Source organism: Methanobrevibacter smithii ATCC 35061 (genome assembly GCF_000016525.1).
Classification (GTDB): domain Archaea; phylum Methanobacteriota; class Methanobacteria; order Methanobacteriales; family Methanobacteriaceae; genus Methanocatella; species Methanocatella smithii.
Map to the genome: position 1 here is coordinate 249,344 of NC_009515.1, position 16,786 is coordinate 266,129.

Sequence of the window (16,786 nt, forward strand, 5' to 3'; positions counted from 1 at the left end):
AATTTGAAATCCTCTTTTTTAAGCAATTGTAATGTTGTTTCCTATTTGGTATTCGTTCCAGATAGATGTGATGATATATTTACCTGGATTTAAACGGATATTTAAGTTTGCTATACCGTTTTCATCTGTTGTTTTATGGTAGAATACACCATTTACGTTAAATGATACATTTTGGTTAGCTAATGCTTTACCTTGACCGTCAAGTGTTTTTGCAGTGAAATTACTGCCGTCTAAGTATTTCATGTCAAGCTCTTTAGTAATTAAAGTTGGCAATACTGTAATGCTGTTGGAGACTCTGCAGCCTTCGTATTCAGCTGTTACAATGTAGGTGCCCGGACGTAACTTAATACCTAAGCTAACAATACCATTGTCATCAGATACTCTGTGGTAAAAGACTCCGTTGATGTTGAAGGTTACTTCCTGACCAGCTGCAACTTTACCGTCTTTACCTATTACCTTAAGAGTATAACCGGATTCATTTAAGTAATATTTAACCAAATCAGAATTACCAACAAGTAATGATTTGACAGTTACTTTATTTGAGTTTTCCTCACCAGTAACAAGATTATAATTGGTTATAATATATTCCTTAGGAAGCAATTGGATGTTTAAAGTAGCTATACCTTCACCATTGGTAGATTTAGTATAGAAAACACCATTAATGTTAAACTTAATAGTAGCATTAACTAAAGCCTTACCGTTGCTGTCCAGGAATAGTGCAGAATACTGAGTTGCATTTCTAAACATTTTAACAATATCATGGCCAATAACAGTAGATTTAATTGTTATATTACATTTAACAGAGATATTGTTGTAATTTGAAGTTCCATTAAACAGTACTAATCCTTCATATACTCCAGGCATTAACTTAAGTGCCATTGAAGCAGTTCCTTTATTATCAGTAATTTTAGTATAATTTACACCATTAATTACAAATATTAAAGTTTCATTAGCTATCGGATTACCTTTATAATCAGTTAAAACTGCTGTAAATCTTGTTCCATCTTTATAAAACATGACAATGTCATCTGATTTTAAGTTAAGATTTTTATTAACATCAACAGTCATGTTAAGTTGTTTAACAGAATTAAGATATTTATCATCTCCCGAATAGTACACAACAACATCATAAGTACCATTATCCAATACACCAGTGATAACTTTAGCAGTTCCATTAACTACAGTTGCATTATACTTTTTATTTCCAATGATTATTGTAACATTTCCTGTTGCATCTTTTGGCAGACTTACAGTTATTGTAGCATTTTCTCCACTTTGAACCCTGGAAATATCAACATCAATGTCATATTTAGCTATTTTGCCTACATTAAATGAGGTTATGTTTGTACTAGCTCCATAATTAGCATCTCCACTATATTTAACTACAATGTCATATTTGCCGACAGGCAAGTCACTTACAATTAAACTGGCTTTACCATCCTTAATATTAACAGTAATATTTTTATTGTTAACACTAACAACCACATTACCTGTTGCATTTTTATTGACAAATACATCAATTGTAGCATTTTCACCTACAACAATATCATTAACGTTGATTAAAATAATTGAGGTTTCTTTAGCTACAATAACTTTAATATTAAATATTTCATTACCATATTCTACAGTAATTGTGTCATTGTCAGATATTGTGTAATTAACACTAGCTGCATTATTAATAACTTTAGCCAGATTATCTGATAATGTGCCATTAATCGCACTGAATTTAACATTAAATTCAGGAAGAGCATTAGTTAAATCATAAAGTTTTCCATCGTTGCCTTGATATTTATCAAATGTTGCTTTTATAACTTGATTTCCTGTGATATTTTCAATAATGTTTGGAGTTACACTCATAATAATCCAATTTGAAACATCTACATCCTCACATGGAGTATCTTCATCCCATTTACCTGCACCAACCAATTTTGAAGGATCATTATTAGTTCCCCACCAGTTGTATTGTGCATTAGCAGAAGGATTGTATCCACAATTATAAATTACATAATTGGAGGAAGCATTTTCCAATAATACTGAATAATGAATATTTAAATTACCATAATTATAAATTGCATTTCCATAATATCCATTACCTGCAGCATTGTTTTCAAATATTGAATTTAATATGTTTACATCACCTTTAGCCAAAATAGCTCCACCATCCTTAGCAGCCATATTATCTCTAAATGTGGCATTAGTTATGTTTACTTTAGAACTTAAAGACCATAAAGTAATAGCTCCTCCATTTCCTACAGTAACTCTGTTAGATTCAAAAATAGAGTTTTCAACTATAAGGTTTCCACTGGAAATATAAACAGTTCCCAATCTTGCAATATTATTGTCAAAATCAGAATCAACTATTTTTACAGTACCTCCCGTTGAATAAACAATTCCATATGATGAAGTGCCTGAAGCGATATCATTGCCTGATAGAGTTGAATTAATCAATGCAAGATTATTGCTGTTGTATATTAATCCATGCCCAATATTATGAATTATTTTAGAGTTTTTGATTGTCATTACTCCAGTATTGTAAATAGCACTCATAGTATTAGCTAAAGCATCAGTTATTTCATTATCATAAATGCTTATATTATTTAGTGTAAAATCAGCTCCTAAATTATAAACTGCACATCCAAAGTTGCTTTTTGCTTTAGTTAATTCCAAATTAGCTAAATTAATAACTGCAGATTTATTTGTTGTAGAAATTATTTTGCCATTATTATCAGCATCAATAATGACTTTGCCTGAACCAATTATATTTACAGACTTAGTTATTTCCAATCCATATTCCAGATAAGTTCCCGGCGCTATGTAAATTGAATATCCGTCACTTACTAATTCTAAAGCTTTTTTGATTGTAGCTACAGGACTGGTTTGGCTACCATTGTTTTCATCATTTCCTTCCTTAGATACCCAGACATCTCTTTTAACTTCTTTTATAATGACATCAATGACTGAACTTTGATTGGCAGACTTTACAACAATTTTATTGCTGTTTTCTATAGTATATGAAAAAGTAACTAATCCGTTGACAGTATTTAGAATATTTCCATCAAAATCAACTGCTGTTTCCGGAATATGTTTTGTTAATGTATGAATTTTACCACCAACACCCATATAATGGTTGAAATCAACATTGACATTTATAGTTTCACCTTTTTCACCGGAAATACTTTCAGGAGCGTTCATTATTACCCAATTTTTAATATCCTTTCCCGCAGGTGTGTTGGTTCCCCACCAGTTATAATCAAGAGAAATTTCGGATTTGCCGTCTTCTTCCACACTTGTATAATTAACAAATCTGTTGTTAGTGATAATACAATAATCCACATTTAAAGAAGACCCGTCTCCAAGATAAAAAATACTGTTTTCAAGGTTATTTCCGTCAACAACAGAATTTGACATTTTTAAAATAGCATTTTTAGAAATTGAAATTAAATATCTGCTGTTTACATTGTTTATTACAGTGTTAACAATATCAACAGAACCTGAAGAAAGATACAATACTCCCAAATCAGCATTAATATTGCTGAATGTACAGTTATATATTTTAATATTATTCCCATATACTTTTAAAACTGCAGATCCGTCATTTTGTGAAAATACAATGTTATTAAATTCCACATTATCTGCTTTGCAGATAAAGGCATTATTGGTCAAAATAACTTTGCCCAAACCTGTAATAGATACTTCCTTATTTATTGTTATCTGACCTTGAGAATAACTTCCTTCCATAACATATATTGTAGATGAATTTTTAGCCAGCTCAATTGCTTTAGCTATTGTAGCTACCGGAGAGTTTTCACTGCCGTCATTTGCATCATTACCCTCAGCTGATACCCAAATAGCATCAATGACTTTGGAAATAATTTTAATAGTAGCTGTCTGGTTACCTGATTTTACAGTAATTGTATCATTATTATTTACAGTATATGGAACACTAGCTATTCCATTAACACTATATGCAACATTGTTTAACAAAGTTCCATTGATTGTACTGAATTTAACAGTTATTGGAACATTTACGGACAAATCATAAATTTTACCACTTGCATCTGTATAATGATTGAAATATACTCCCACATCAATTGTTTTACCTTTTTGAGCAGTTATATTATCTGGTGTGGTCATTATGATCCATTTACTGATTTTATCATTGGAAACAGTATTATTTCCCCACCAGTTATAATCCATAGTAACTGCAGCATTTCCTGATTTAACATTGAATATTTTGTTAACTTTATTATCAACAATGCTGGAATAAGATACATCAAGAGTATTTCCATTTGTAAGCTGGAAAATTTCACTCTCAGAGCTGTCTCCAGCAGTATTGTTTGAAATTACCGTGTTTTTAATATTAATATTAGCATTTGCACTTGATCCGTAAATAAGATACTGACCAAAACCAGTAGAAGTCATACCAACAGTATTATTCACAATTACAGTATTTAGGATATTTAATTTACTTCTTGACTCAACAACTGATTGCATTGGACCGGATGAACCTCTAATAACAGTATTATTTAAAGTTACAACTGCATTTTGATTATCAATATAAAATATTCCTCTTAAATATGCACACTTATCATTTTCTACAACATTATCAGCTAATTTGGAATTTGAAATAGTTAATCCGTCAAAAATATACTCCCCACTTCCAGAAACATGAATAATAGCTGATCTGGAAGCAGTTCCTACTACATTTTCAAAAGTACAGTTTTTAATTTCTGCATCTGCTGTAGTGCCTATGTCCATAGCACCATATCTGGCTCCAATATCTTTAAAAGTACAATTAATTACTTTAAGAAAACCATCACCTTCAATATATAATGCTGCAGATCTTGTTTCTTCAGATATTAAATTTGCAAAAGTAATGTTTATAAATTCCAAATTGCATCCGTCTTCAGTACATGAAAATGCACGGTTTCCAGTTCCTCTTATAATAACATTATTTCCTTCACCAATAAATGACAGCGTTTTATTGATTTCTAAAACTTTTTGAGAATACTCCCCATCCATTATATGAATAGTATAACCTGATTTTGCTATTTCAATAGCTTTAGTTATGCTGGCTAATGGTTTGTCTTTACTGCCGTCGTTAGTATCACTACCTGTAGTTGCTACCCATAACTCATCAATACTTCCGTCAAGATTAATTTTAATATTTTTAGTATTGGAATCTTTAATTAAATTTTTACCAACACTTAACGTTGCAACACCATTAGCTTTAGGGCTAACGCTAACTTCTGCAGCTCCGTTTTTGACAGTTATACTGTTCTGATTCAAGGTAGCATATTTTTCATCGATAATTGCATTAAGATTAAATACAGGCAGTTTTGTATTATTAAATACAATCTGATAAGCAGAATCTCCAGAAATAGTATTATTACCGACAATACTTAATTTAGCTATTGTAAAATCACATTTATACAATATTCCAACAGAACCATAGGTAGCTGCATTTGTACCCCAGTAATTATCCCTACAGCTTTTAATATATTCAATATTTACATGATTGATATTGTTTATAAAAACATTATTGTCAATAGTGTTTACATTCAATCCATTTTCAAGTAATGCATTGGAAATATTGTTATTCATTATTACATTACTGTTTATAAAAACAGAATTATATCCGCTGACTCTGAATATGTTAGTTGCAGTATTATTGATAAAATAAGAATTAGTTACAGTTAATGAACCTCCATCAGCCCATATTAAACTTTTATATCCTGACTTTTGAAAAGTAACATTATCCAGTACAAGATTACCTCCATTTTGATAAATTAACCCTTTATCATCTGTATTATAATTCAAATCAGTTATTATAACATTTTTTAAAGTTAAAGTACCTTTATTAACAGCAAACAGCCTTACATCTTTGGAATTGCTTCCATTTATTATGTGTGATGCACCATCAACAGTTGTATCTTTATCAATTATGATACCTGATGATAAAGAACCATCACTTGAAGAATCATATTTATAATCCTTATCCAAACTTATGTTCGGATTTGCCTGAATATTCGAATTCAAATCACTAAATGTTCCAACATCCTCAGGAGCAGTTAAAACATCCTCAGAATATGTGGAATTAACTTGCAAGCCATCATTATATCCAACATTATTTAAATCTTCATTAGCATTAACTAATGACATGGAAAATGTTAAAATAATCATGATAACTAAAATAAATCTTTTTTTAATCATCATATCCCCGTTAACTTCATTTTAAATTAATATACATTGAAACTTAAAGTTTTTTATTGAAATAAAATAATTCTTAAGTTTAATCAATATATTTATAATACAAGCATATTTATGATTTGTCAAAATATTTTGAGCAAATTAAGGAAAAATGTTGCAAAAAACAATAATTTAAATATAACACAAACATAAATTTACAAGTATAGGAGAGTGTAAAATTATGAAAACTGTAGCAATCGTAGGAAGTCCTAGAAAAGACGGAAACTGTGATATTTTAGTAAACAAAGTATTGGAAAAAATTGACGGTGAAAAAAGCATTTACTATCTTAATGAATTAGATATTGGTTTTTGTAAAGCCTGTCAAGCCTGTCAAAAAGGCGACTGTGTAAAAGATGATGATGCAAGAAAAATCATTGATGAAATGCTTGAAGCAGATTTATTTATTTTCTCAAGCCCAATTTACTATGGTCAAATGAGCGGACAAGCAAAAACATTAATTGACAGATTCTATCAAGTTTCACAAAATCCAAATAAAAGCTTAGAAGGTACAAAAGTAATAGAAATATTTACCCAGGCTCAACCAAGCGATGCATTTGCAGCCTACATTGATTCAATGAAAGTTATACCATTTGGATACATGGGTATGGAAATAATCGATACCATTGTTGCAAAAGGAGCTGCTGGAAAAGGTGACGGATTAGAAGAAGCTATTGCACAAATAGAAAAAATAGGAGATAAATTATAAATCTCCTCTAATCACTTATTTCATAACCTAAATCAGTTAGCTGATTTCTTATTTTATCAGACAATTCATATTGTTTGTTGTTTCTTAATTCTTGTCTAACATCTGAAATTAAAGTTAATAATTCATCAGAAGATCCTGTATCTTTTAAAACAAAATCAATACCTAAAATAAAACCAACATCATCTAAAAATTCACGAATAGCTGAAACATCTTCATCAGCTAAAGAATCAATTTCACTTTTGGAATCATTTATTAATCCGAAAATAGCTGCAATAGCTTTTGGAGTGTTGAAATCATCATCCATACTTTTAAAGAATTCTTCTTTAGCAATTTTTAATGGAGCATAATCAGAAGTGGCATTTTCTATGATTTCACATTCTAATGATTCATAATATTTTTTAATTTTATCTAAACTTTTTTCAGACTGATGAAGTGACTCTTTTGAAAAGTCAATTGGACTTCTGTAATGAGTAGACAATACAAAGAACCTGAATACATCAGCATCATATTCTTTAAGTAATTCACGAATCGTAATGAAATTATTTAAAGATTTGGACATTTTTTCTCCTGAAACATTTAAAAATCCGGTGTGTAACCAGTAATTTACCATAGGACTTTTTCCGCTAACTGCTTCCATTTGGGTGATTTCTGCTTCATGATGAGGGAATATTAAGTCAAGCCCCCCTCCATGAACATCATATTGCGGTCCGAAGTAGTATTCAGTAATAGCTGTATCTTCAATATGCCATCCAGGTCTTCCTTCACCCCATGGAGAGTTCCATACAGGTTCATCTACATTTTCTCTTTTTTTCCATAATGCAAAATCAATCGGATTTTTCTTAGTAGTTTTAGCTATTTCCCTATGGGATTCCAATTCTTCAATGTTTCTATTTGATAATTTTCCAAATTCCTTAAAATTGTCTATTCCAAAATAGACTCCGTCTTCAGTTTCATAAGCAAAACCTTTATCAATTAATCTTTGAATCTGATCAATTATTTCGCCCATGTGGTCAGTAGCTCTTGCAAATAAATTAACTCCTGTGACATTTAATTTAGCCATGTCTTCAATATATCTTTTTTCAAACTTCTTAGCTATATCACCTGCAGGAATTCCAGTTTCTTTTGATCTTTTAATTATCTTATCATCAACATCAGTAATGTTCTGAATATAAAATACTGTATAACCTTTATATTCCCAGTATCTTTTTATTGTATCAAAAGAAATGTAAGTTCTTCCATGACCAATATGAGCATCATCATAAACAGTAGGTCCACAAACAAATAAATTAATTCTATTATCATTCATGGTTTCAAAAGTTTCTTTACTACGAGTTAAAGTAGAATAAATTTCCATAAAATACCTCAAAAAAAGCAATAATTAATAAATGAAGGCAAGCTAGGGATTTGAACCCCAGTATCATGGTCTGCAGCCACGCACCTAAGCCGCTCGGTCAGCTTGCCACAAAAAATAAAACAGTAATTAATAGTTTGACTATTATTACATATATAGTTTACTATTTACATTCAGTAACTTCAGAACCTAAACAACCCTGACAGTCTTCATCAAGATCATTCTTATCAATGTTTAATTGTTTTAAAACATCCCCAATTTTAATATGTTTACAAATGGAACATGTTCTACCAATTATTTCAGTTTTTTTAGCTTCACCATTACGTAACTGAACAGCTAATTCCTTAACCATTTCTTTTACATTTGGACTTAATTCAATACCGCTGCCCCTTTTATCAGTAATATACTGAGACACAGCAGGCTGAGTTATATCCATAAGCTCGGAAACATCTTTTTGTTTCATACCTAAAGCTAGCAAATCTTTAGCTAATTCTGATCTGATTGCAGGTATTACATACCATACAACAATTTCACAAGGCGGTTTCATGTTAATCTCCTATTTTTTCAATAAATCATCCAATTCGTCTTCATCATCTTCAGTTAAACAAATTGAATTTTTTTCATACAAAATTTTAATGTGTTTATCATTTTCTTTAAGATGCTTTGTAAGAGTATTGATTGCATCAGCGACAGGATCCGGAAGCTTATTATGGTCCAAATCAACAGTCTTATGCTGAATTTCAATATTTTCAGCATTTTTACTTCTGACAATTCTTCCAGGAACTCCAACACATGTGGAATCCGGAGGAACATCCTTTAAAACAACTGCACCGGTTCCTATTTTAGAATATTGGCCAACAGTAATATTACCCATTACTTTAGCTCCGGCACCAATAATTGCTCCTTTTTCTACAGTCGGGTGTCTTTTAGTTTTTTGTGTGCTTGTTCCTCCAAGAATTACTCCCTGATAAATAAGTACATCATCACCAACAATTGCAGTTTCTCCAACAACAACACCCATTCCATGGTCAATAAAAACACGTTTACCTATAGTTGCGCCGGGATGGATTTCAATACCTGTTAAAAATCTGGCTAAATTTGAATTCATTCTAGCCAATAACTTTAAAGAGTGATTCCATAGATAATGGCTGACTCTATGCATAATAATAGCATAAAAACCAGGATAACATAAAAATATCTCTAGAGTACTGCGTGCTGCCGGATCCTTCTCCTTTATTGTCTTGATTTCACTCTTTAATCTACCAAGCATTAACAAACCCCAAATTGTATTTAGAATATGTATATCTATAAAAATATAACATATAGTATATACATTTTCTATAATACATAATATATAAATTTATTCAAATAACCAGTCAACAGATAAATATCTTGAACCGTCATCAGGTAAAATAGCCAATATTCTTTTACCTTTATTTTCATCCCTTTTAGCTACTTGAATTGCAGCCCATGTTGCTGCTCCAGATGAAATTCCTGCAAAGATTCCTTCTTTTTTAGCTAAATCAAGTAAAGTGTTACCTGCATCTTCATCTTTAACAGGAATAATCTCATCAATAATATCAGAATCATAAATAGACGGAACAAAACCTGCACCAATACCTTGGATTTTATGAGGACCTTTAACTCCTTTTCCTAAGGTTTGGGAAGACTCAGGTTCAACAGCTATAATTTGAACATCAGGATTTTCCTCTTTTAATACTTTTCCAATACCTGTAATAGTTCCCCCAGTTCCTACACCAGCAACTACAGCATCAATTTTACCTTCAGTATCTCTTAAAATTTCTTTAGCAGTAGTTTGAGAATGAATTCTTGTATTAGCTTCATTATCAAATTGATGTAAAACAATACCATTTGGAATTTCTTTTTCCAATTCATCAGCTTTAGCTATAGCTCCACCCATACCTTCTGAACCTGGAGTTAATACTAATTCTGCTCCAAAGATACCTAACAATTTCCTTCTTTCAATAGACATGGTTTCAGGCATTGTTAAAATTAATCTGTAACCTTTAGCAGCTGCAGCAAAACCTAATCCAATACCGGTATTTCCACTAGTTGGTTCAATAATTACAGAACCTTCTTTAAGCAAACCTTTTTCTTCAGCATCTTCAATCATTGCAACTGCAACACGGTCTTTTACACTTCCAGTTGGATTGAAAGATTCCATTTTTACATCTACTTCTGCATCTAAATCTTCAGTTATATTATTTAATCTTACAATAGGAGTATTTCCAATAGCATCAATAACACTATCTAAAACTCCTCTTTTTAATTCTGGGACATTTACCATAATTATTTCTCCTAATTAATTCCATTTAAGGTATATTATAAAGGGTTAATCATTAATTGTCATATTTTGGAATACCTAATATAACAATAGTTATTGTTTATAACTACTGTTATATAACAATGTTTTTATTTATAAATGTTTCGGAAAATCAGCAGTAATCACAAATATCTGAAATCGGACACATTTCACATTGAGGACTCATAGGTTTACAGATAGTTTGACCAAACTGAACCATCAAATCATTTAATTTAATCCATAATTCCTTAGGGGCAATTTTAGCCAATTCCACTTCTGTCTGTTCAGGTGTTTTGGTATTTACCAAACCAATTCTGTTGGAAATTCTGTGAACATGAGTGTCAACAGGAATAGCCGGAAGTTCAAATGCATAAACCAGAACACAATTGGCAGTTTTACGGCCAACACCAGGAAGCTCAACCAACTCCTTTAGATTGTCCGGAACTTCACCACCATACTGATCAATCAAAATCCTTGAAACCTCTTTAATTCTAGCTGCTTTTACACGATAAAAACCTGAACATCTAATTAGCTCTTCAACATCATCAGTTGGAGCATCAACTATTTCATAAATGTTTTTATATTTGCCAAATAAGTTTTTAGTAGCCTGGTCTGTATTTTCATCTCTTGTTCTTTGAGATAAAATTGTCCTGACTAAAACTTTGTAGGGATCCTTATTTACAAACTCCCTGATTTTATATAACTTATTTAACTCATCTACAATTTTAATAACCTTTTCAGTTTCTGTTAATTCCAACACCAACACTTCCTAAATTAACTCCAGTTCAACTCCAATTTCTGACATGGCTTCAATGAAATTAGGAAAAGACACATCAAAAACTTCCCCATTTTTAATTTCTATATCATGTTTTAGACCAACCAATGAAAATGCCATAGCCAGCCTATGATCTTTATGTGAATCAACAACACCTGAACGGATTCCTCCTTCAATAGACATGCCGTCTTCAAATTCTTTTAACTTGCAGCCTAATTTCTTAAGTTCACTACATGTAGTAGCTATCCTATCTGTTTCTTTAACTCTGGCATGTTTAACACCTGTAATATTAGTGGTTCCATCAGCCAGAGCTGCTAAAATAGCTACTGTAATTAATAAATCAGGAGCATTTGACAAATCAACATCAATACCTTTTAAATTACCTTCAGATGAGATTTCCACATAATCATCAAAAATCTCTATTTTTGCACCCATCTTCTTTAAAATATTCAATATTAACTTATCTCCCTGTTTAGAATCTTTAAATAAATTTAATATTTTTGCATTTCCACCATAAATAGCTACAGCTGCAAGCAAATAAGATGCTGATGAATAGTCGCCTTCAACTACATAGTCACAGGATTTATATTCCTGTTTAGATATTTTAAATTCATCAATGCGGCAATTTTTAGATTCCCTGTCACAGTCATCATGACGTACAAAGAATTCATTTTCAATTTTAACACCAAATTTAGCCATTATATCACAGGTCATATTTACATAAGGGCGTGACTTGAATTCAGGCAGTACAAATAAATCAACTCCATTTTCAGATAAAGGAGCAGAAATCAGAATTGATGAAATAAACTGAGAACTGACATTGCCTAAAATATTAGTTTCACCACCCACATAACCTGGCTTGATTAAAATAGGTGCTTTCCCATTACCATTAATTGAAGCTGCACATACACCTAATGAAGCCAATGATTCTGTTAAAATCTCCATAGGCCTTGTCTGCAAAGAGTCATCTCCTGTTAATATAACTTCATTGTCAGCCAAACTGGCTATGCTTGTCATTAATCTTAAAGTAGTTCCGGAATTACCTAAATCAATAGGAACTTCTGATGAATTGTGCAATTTACCATTGGTTCCGATCACTTCCAAATAATCATCTTTTTTAGTGATATTTGCTCCTAAAGCTCTGCATACATTAATGGATGACAAAACATCCTGTGAAAAAAGCATATCATGAATTTTGGATGTTCCATCAGCTAAAGAAGCTAATATAACTGCCCTGTGAGAATAACTTTTAGAGGGTGGTGCCTTAACTTCACCACCAATATTGGAAATAGTTTTAACTTTAAGATTCATACTGATAATTATATTTTATAAATTATTATATTTATCTGAAAAGTAAAAAATTTGAAAAAAAGAAATGAAGTGAGGTTTTTTTTCAATTAAATTATTTAACTCTTTGAAGTACAATTGATATGAAATTTAAATATTTGCAAGCTCCTGCATCAACAGCTTTTTTATCTCCGGCAGCATATTCATTATCACAGTTAATCCAATCTGTCCAAAGTTCTTCATTTCCTTCCATTTGTTTAATTGAAATAACCTTTGATTTATTGGATTTATCAACTATATTCTTCCAATAATCCATATCATGAATATAATCTAACTGTTCCTCATTCCAGGAAAGCAATAATTCATCAGGCAAATCATCATGACAATCTTTTTTCATGCCAGGAACTGCAATATACACATAACCCCCAGGCTTGATAAATGGAATTATTTTTTCATCTAAAAAGTTATCATCTCTTCCAAAGTAATTATATGAATCTGCACAAATTATCGCATTAAAAAATTCATGTGCAAATGGTAAATCATTAGCATCAGCTTTAATAGGAATTATTTCATCACCTGAAAGTCCCATTTCATCAAAAAATTTCTTGTTTTCTGTTGGGTCGCTCCACAAATCAGTTGGAAAAACTTTAAAACCATATTCTTTTACAAGAAATACTGAAGTTAAACCATTACCACTCCCCAAATCCATTACAGTAGCAGAATCAGAAATATTGTGATTCAGTAATAATTCTTCAACTAATTTTAAAGGATTTGGACCCATAATTTTATTTTCAACTAAATTTTTATCATACTTTTTTGATTTCTCATAATTCAAGGTAATCACTTAAAAAATTGTTAATTTAATAAAAACAAATTAATTTTAGATAAAAAAAAGAATAAAAACTTTACTATTAAAAAAAATAGGAATTGAAGTAAAATTATCTAATTACTTCAACAATAACATCTAAATTTTCAGACTGCAGGATATCCACTTTTTTACCGGAAGCTCCTACAATTTCTTTTGAGATGTTTAATAAATCTTTACCAACAGTAATCTCCCCAATAGCCAATTCACCTGAATTTTCTAATTCATCAGCTATTTCTTCAATGTCCCTGGATTTTAGGTAACCTATGATTTTTCCGGCATCTTTTTTAAACATCGGTCCGATTTGAGACATGTCAGGTTCAACTTCAATGATTTTTTCATGGACTTCAGGTTTTCCTGTTTTAATAGCCAAATCATCAATTTTAAGAGTTCCTTCAATATCCTGTGAAAATTCATTGAACACTTCAACTAAATTGCCGTCATTGGTATAAACATTGACTTCAGATAACTGAGCGTTAAGAGGTATTTTTGAACTGGATTTGAATCTTCTTACTTCATCGATTAAATCTACAGTGATATTACCTTTATTTTCGTATTCTTCACTTACCAAATCTTCATTAACTTCAGGCCAGGAGGTTTTATGAATAGATTCCCCGTCACCGAAGTACTGGTAAACTTCCTCTGCAAAGAATGGTACAATTGGAGATAATAATTTTAATGAAGTTTCAATAACATTTCTTAAAGTGTATTTAGCTGCTTTTCTTGATGAATCGCTTACATCATCATTGTACAATCTGTATTTTACTGCTTCAATGTATTCATCACAGAAATCATGCCAGATGAACTTTTCAATTGATGTGATTGTAGTTGCAAAATCATAATTTGCAAATGCATTATCTACAACTTTATTGAGGTTATTTAATTTAGATAAAATCCATAAATCAAGGGGATCAAAGTTATCTTTTATTTCATCATAGTTTACCTCTTCATCAAATATCTGCATACTAATGAATCTGAATGCATTCCAGAATTTTCTTAAGAATCTGTAACCGTGTTTAATGTCTTTCCAGTCAAATATTACATCTGAACCCGGTACACTGTTAGCTGCCCATGTTCTTAAAGCATCTGCACCATACTGTTCAATTACTTCATCAGGTGCAATTACATTTCCTCTGGACTTACTCATTTTGTATCCGTCTTCACCAAATACCATACCATTGATTACAATATCATCAAATGGTTTTTTACCGGTTAAAGCAAGACAACGAAGTGTCGTATAAAATGCCCATGTTCTGATAATATCATGTCCCTGTGGACGGATATTTGCCGGGAAATTGTTTTCATAACCTTCATTAGGCCATCCTGCAATTGAAAGCGGTGAAATGGAACTGTCCATCCATGTATCTAAAACATCCTCTTCTCCGATGAATTCTTCACAGCCACAGCTGCATGCTTTTTTAGGTTTATCATGAGTCGGATCAACTGGCAAGTCTTCAACATCAGGAAGCATTACTTTACCACAATCTTTACAGAACCAGACAGGTATAGGAGTTGCAAATAACCTTTGTCTTGAAATACACCAGTCCCATTCCATAGAATCTGCCCAGTTAATCATACGGCTTTTCATGTGTTCAGGAACCCAGTTCATTTCTTCTGCTGCTTCTTTAGTTTGCTCGATTAACTTATTTACAGCTACAAACCATTGTTTTTTAACTAAAATTTCAATAGGAGTTTTACATCTCCAGCACTGACCAACATTCTGGTCAACTTTTTCCTGTTTTAAAAGATATCCTTCATCTTTCAAATCTTCAATAGTTTTAGCTTTACATGTAGCCAAATCCATTCCTTCATATCTTCCTGCAACTTCAGTTAATCTGCCTTTTTCATCAATAGCATCAAGAATTTCCAGATTATGTTTATTTACCCAGGCTACATCTGTTTTATCCCCGAAAGTACAAACCATTACTGCACCGGTACCAAATTCAGGGTCTACTTCTTCATCAGGGTAAATTTTTACTTTCTGATGAGATAAAGGCACTTCAACATATTTATCAACTAAATGAGCATATCTTTCATCATCAGGATGAACTACAACAGCTACACAAGCAGACATTAACTCCGGACGGGTAGTTGCAATCATTACTCCTTCATCTTCAGGATTAGCCTCTTTGCCTGAAACTTTAGAACTGGCTATATTATCATAAGAATCTTCCATAGCTGGCGGGAAGTTAACATAGTTTAAAAATGTTTCATTATCGCTGTATTCCACTTCTGCAAAAGCAATAGCTGTTTCACAACGAGGACACCAGTTAACCGGATGGATTCCCTGGTAAATCAATCCTTCATCATACATTTTTAAAAAGGAATACTGTGTCCTTTTCATGTATTCCGGAGTCATTGTAATAAATTCACGGCTCCAATCCTGTGAAAAACCTAAAGCTTGCATCTGATCTTTCATTTTAGCTATGTTCTGGGTAGTTAACTCAATACAATACTCTCTGAATTTAGCTCTTGAAACATCATTTTTCTTAATTCCATGAGTTTCTTCAACTTTAACTTCAGTAGGAAGACCGTGACAGTCCCATCCCTGAGTAAATAGAACGTCTAATCCTTTTAATCTCCTATATCTTGCATTCATATCAATATAAACCCAATTCAATACATGGCCTAAATGAATAGAACCTGTTGGATATGGTGGTGGAGTATCAATTATATATCTAGGTTTAGTTCCATCACCGAGGAATTTATAAAGTTCCTCATCTTCCCATTTTTGCTCCCAAATCTTTTCTTTTTTAAAATCATAGTCTTTAGGAATATTCTCATTTGACATATCTTTTCTCCAAATAATTAAATAAAAATAATATTATTAAATATGTATTTCTTTATTTAAAAATATATAAGAAAAATTTAAATTATCCGGAAATCCTTTTTGAAATTTTGTTGAATCAAACTAATATTTTAAGATGCATTCCTTATTTATACATCCATACGGTTTAGTGCTGTTTATTCTACTGAATTTTCATTTTATTTTTATTTAACGATGAATTTCAAGAGGTATTTAATTTCTTCATTAATATCTCATCAGATAAATTCAGTATCACAGAATTTAAAAACCATATAACAGATTAATAATTAAAATAAATCAATATGCAACTTCTGCTGTAAAAAAAATTAGAAAAATTTCAACAGAGTCAGAAACTTAATAAAAACAGATACTTTAATAATGATTAACTACACTAAATAATAAATGTATAAAAGAATATAAAAGG

At 31.3% G+C, this 16,786-nt stretch carries 10 protein-coding genes and 1 tRNA gene; 1 reads left to right on the forward strand and 10 read right to left on the reverse strand.

The features are described from left to right. Window positions 1-18: 18 nt before the first annotated feature. Window positions 19-6,213 (reverse strand): Ig-like domain repeat protein, encoded by a 6,195-nt coding sequence (locus MSM_RS01295; RefSeq protein WP_048058601.1) that lies wholly within the window; start codon window positions 6,211-6,213, stop codon window positions 19-21. A 217-nt stretch (window positions 6,214-6,430) separates the two neighbouring features. Here MSM_RS01295 and MSM_RS01300 point away from each other — a divergent pair, with 217 nt between their 5' ends. Then, window positions 6,431-6,955: a flavodoxin family protein gene (locus MSM_RS01300; protein WP_011953792.1), complete on the forward strand. Its 525-nt coding sequence runs from the start codon at window positions 6,431-6,433 to the stop codon at window positions 6,953-6,955. A gap of 7 nt (window positions 6,956-6,962) precedes the next feature. Here MSM_RS01300 and cysS read toward each other — a convergent pair whose 3' ends face one another. The 9 genes from cysS to MSM_RS01345 form a co-directional block, all read right to left on the reverse strand. Beyond that, window positions 6,963-8,309: a cysteine--tRNA ligase gene (cysS, locus tag MSM_RS01305; RefSeq protein ID WP_011953793.1), complete on the reverse strand. Its 1,347-nt coding sequence runs from the start codon at window positions 8,307-8,309 to the stop codon at window positions 6,963-6,965. Window positions 8,310-8,344: 35 nt separating this feature from the next. Beyond that, window positions 8,345-8,416 (reverse strand) — tRNA-Cys (locus MSM_RS01310). Between the two features lie 53 nt (window positions 8,417-8,469). Further along, the gene (locus MSM_RS01315) at window positions 8,470-8,853 is read right to left on the reverse strand and encodes a transcriptional regulator (protein WP_004034373.1); all 384 of its coding nucleotides are present in this window, start codon (window positions 8,851-8,853) and stop codon (window positions 8,470-8,472) included. A gap of 9 nt (window positions 8,854-8,862) precedes the next feature. Continuing rightward, window positions 8,863-9,576, reverse strand: coding sequence for a serine O-acetyltransferase (cysE, locus tag MSM_RS01320; RefSeq protein ID WP_011953794.1), 714 nt, complete (start codon window positions 9,574-9,576; stop codon window positions 8,863-8,865). 90 nt (window positions 9,577-9,666) lie between these two features. Then, a complete protein-coding gene (gene cysK / locus MSM_RS01325; protein ID WP_011953795.1) occupies window positions 9,667-10,614 on the reverse strand; it encodes a cysteine synthase A in 948 nt (315 codons plus the stop codon). Window positions 10,615-10,762: 148 nt separating this feature from the next. Next, window positions 10,763-11,392, reverse strand: a complete 630-nt coding sequence (nth, locus tag MSM_RS01330) for an endonuclease III (RefSeq protein WP_029143406.1) — start codon at window positions 11,390-11,392, stop codon at window positions 10,763-10,765. A gap of 6 nt (window positions 11,393-11,398) precedes the next feature. Next, the gene (gene aroA, locus MSM_RS01335; protein ID WP_011953797.1) at window positions 11,399-12,715 is read right to left on the reverse strand and encodes a 3-phosphoshikimate 1-carboxyvinyltransferase; all 1,317 of its coding nucleotides are present in this window, start codon (window positions 12,713-12,715) and stop codon (window positions 11,399-11,401) included. A gap of 91 nt (window positions 12,716-12,806) precedes the next feature. Further along, the gene (locus MSM_RS01340) at window positions 12,807-13,526 is read right to left on the reverse strand and encodes an SAM-dependent methyltransferase (protein ID WP_048058602.1); all 720 of its coding nucleotides are present in this window, start codon (window positions 13,524-13,526) and stop codon (window positions 12,807-12,809) included. Between the two features lie 103 nt (window positions 13,527-13,629). Beyond that, a complete protein-coding gene (locus MSM_RS01345) occupies window positions 13,630-16,347 on the reverse strand; it encodes a valine--tRNA ligase (RefSeq protein ID WP_011953799.1) in 2,718 nt (905 codons plus the stop codon). Window positions 16,348-16,786: the final 439 nt, after the last annotated feature.

Coding starts and splice junctions, on each gene's coding strand:
- cysE (WP_011953794.1), bottom strand. CDS start 9,576: ATGCTTGGTAGATTAAAGAGTGAAATCAAGACAATAAAGGAGAAGGAT.
- cysS (WP_011953793.1), bottom strand. CDS start 8,309: ATGGAAATTTATTCTACTTTAACTCGTAGTAAAGAAACTTTTGAAACC.
- MSM_RS01345 (WP_011953799.1), bottom strand. CDS start 16,347: ATGTCAAATGAGAATATTCCTAAAGACTATGATTTTAAAAAAGAAAAG.
- MSM_RS01315 (WP_004034373.1), bottom strand. CDS start 8,853: ATGAAACCGCCTTGTGAAATTGTTGTATGGTATGTAATACCTGCAATC.
- MSM_RS01300 (WP_011953792.1), top strand. CDS start 6,431: ATGAAAACTGTAGCAATCGTAGGAAGTCCTAGAAAAGACGGAAACTGT.
- cysK (WP_011953795.1), bottom strand. CDS start 10,614: ATGGTAAATGTCCCAGAATTAAAAAGAGGAGTTTTAGATAGTGTTATT.
- MSM_RS01295 (WP_048058601.1), bottom strand. CDS start 6,213: ATGATTAAAAAAAGATTTATTTTAGTTATCATGATTATTTTAACATTT.
- aroA (WP_011953797.1), bottom strand. CDS start 12,715: ATGAATCTTAAAGTTAAAACTATTTCCAATATTGGTGGTGAAGTTAAG.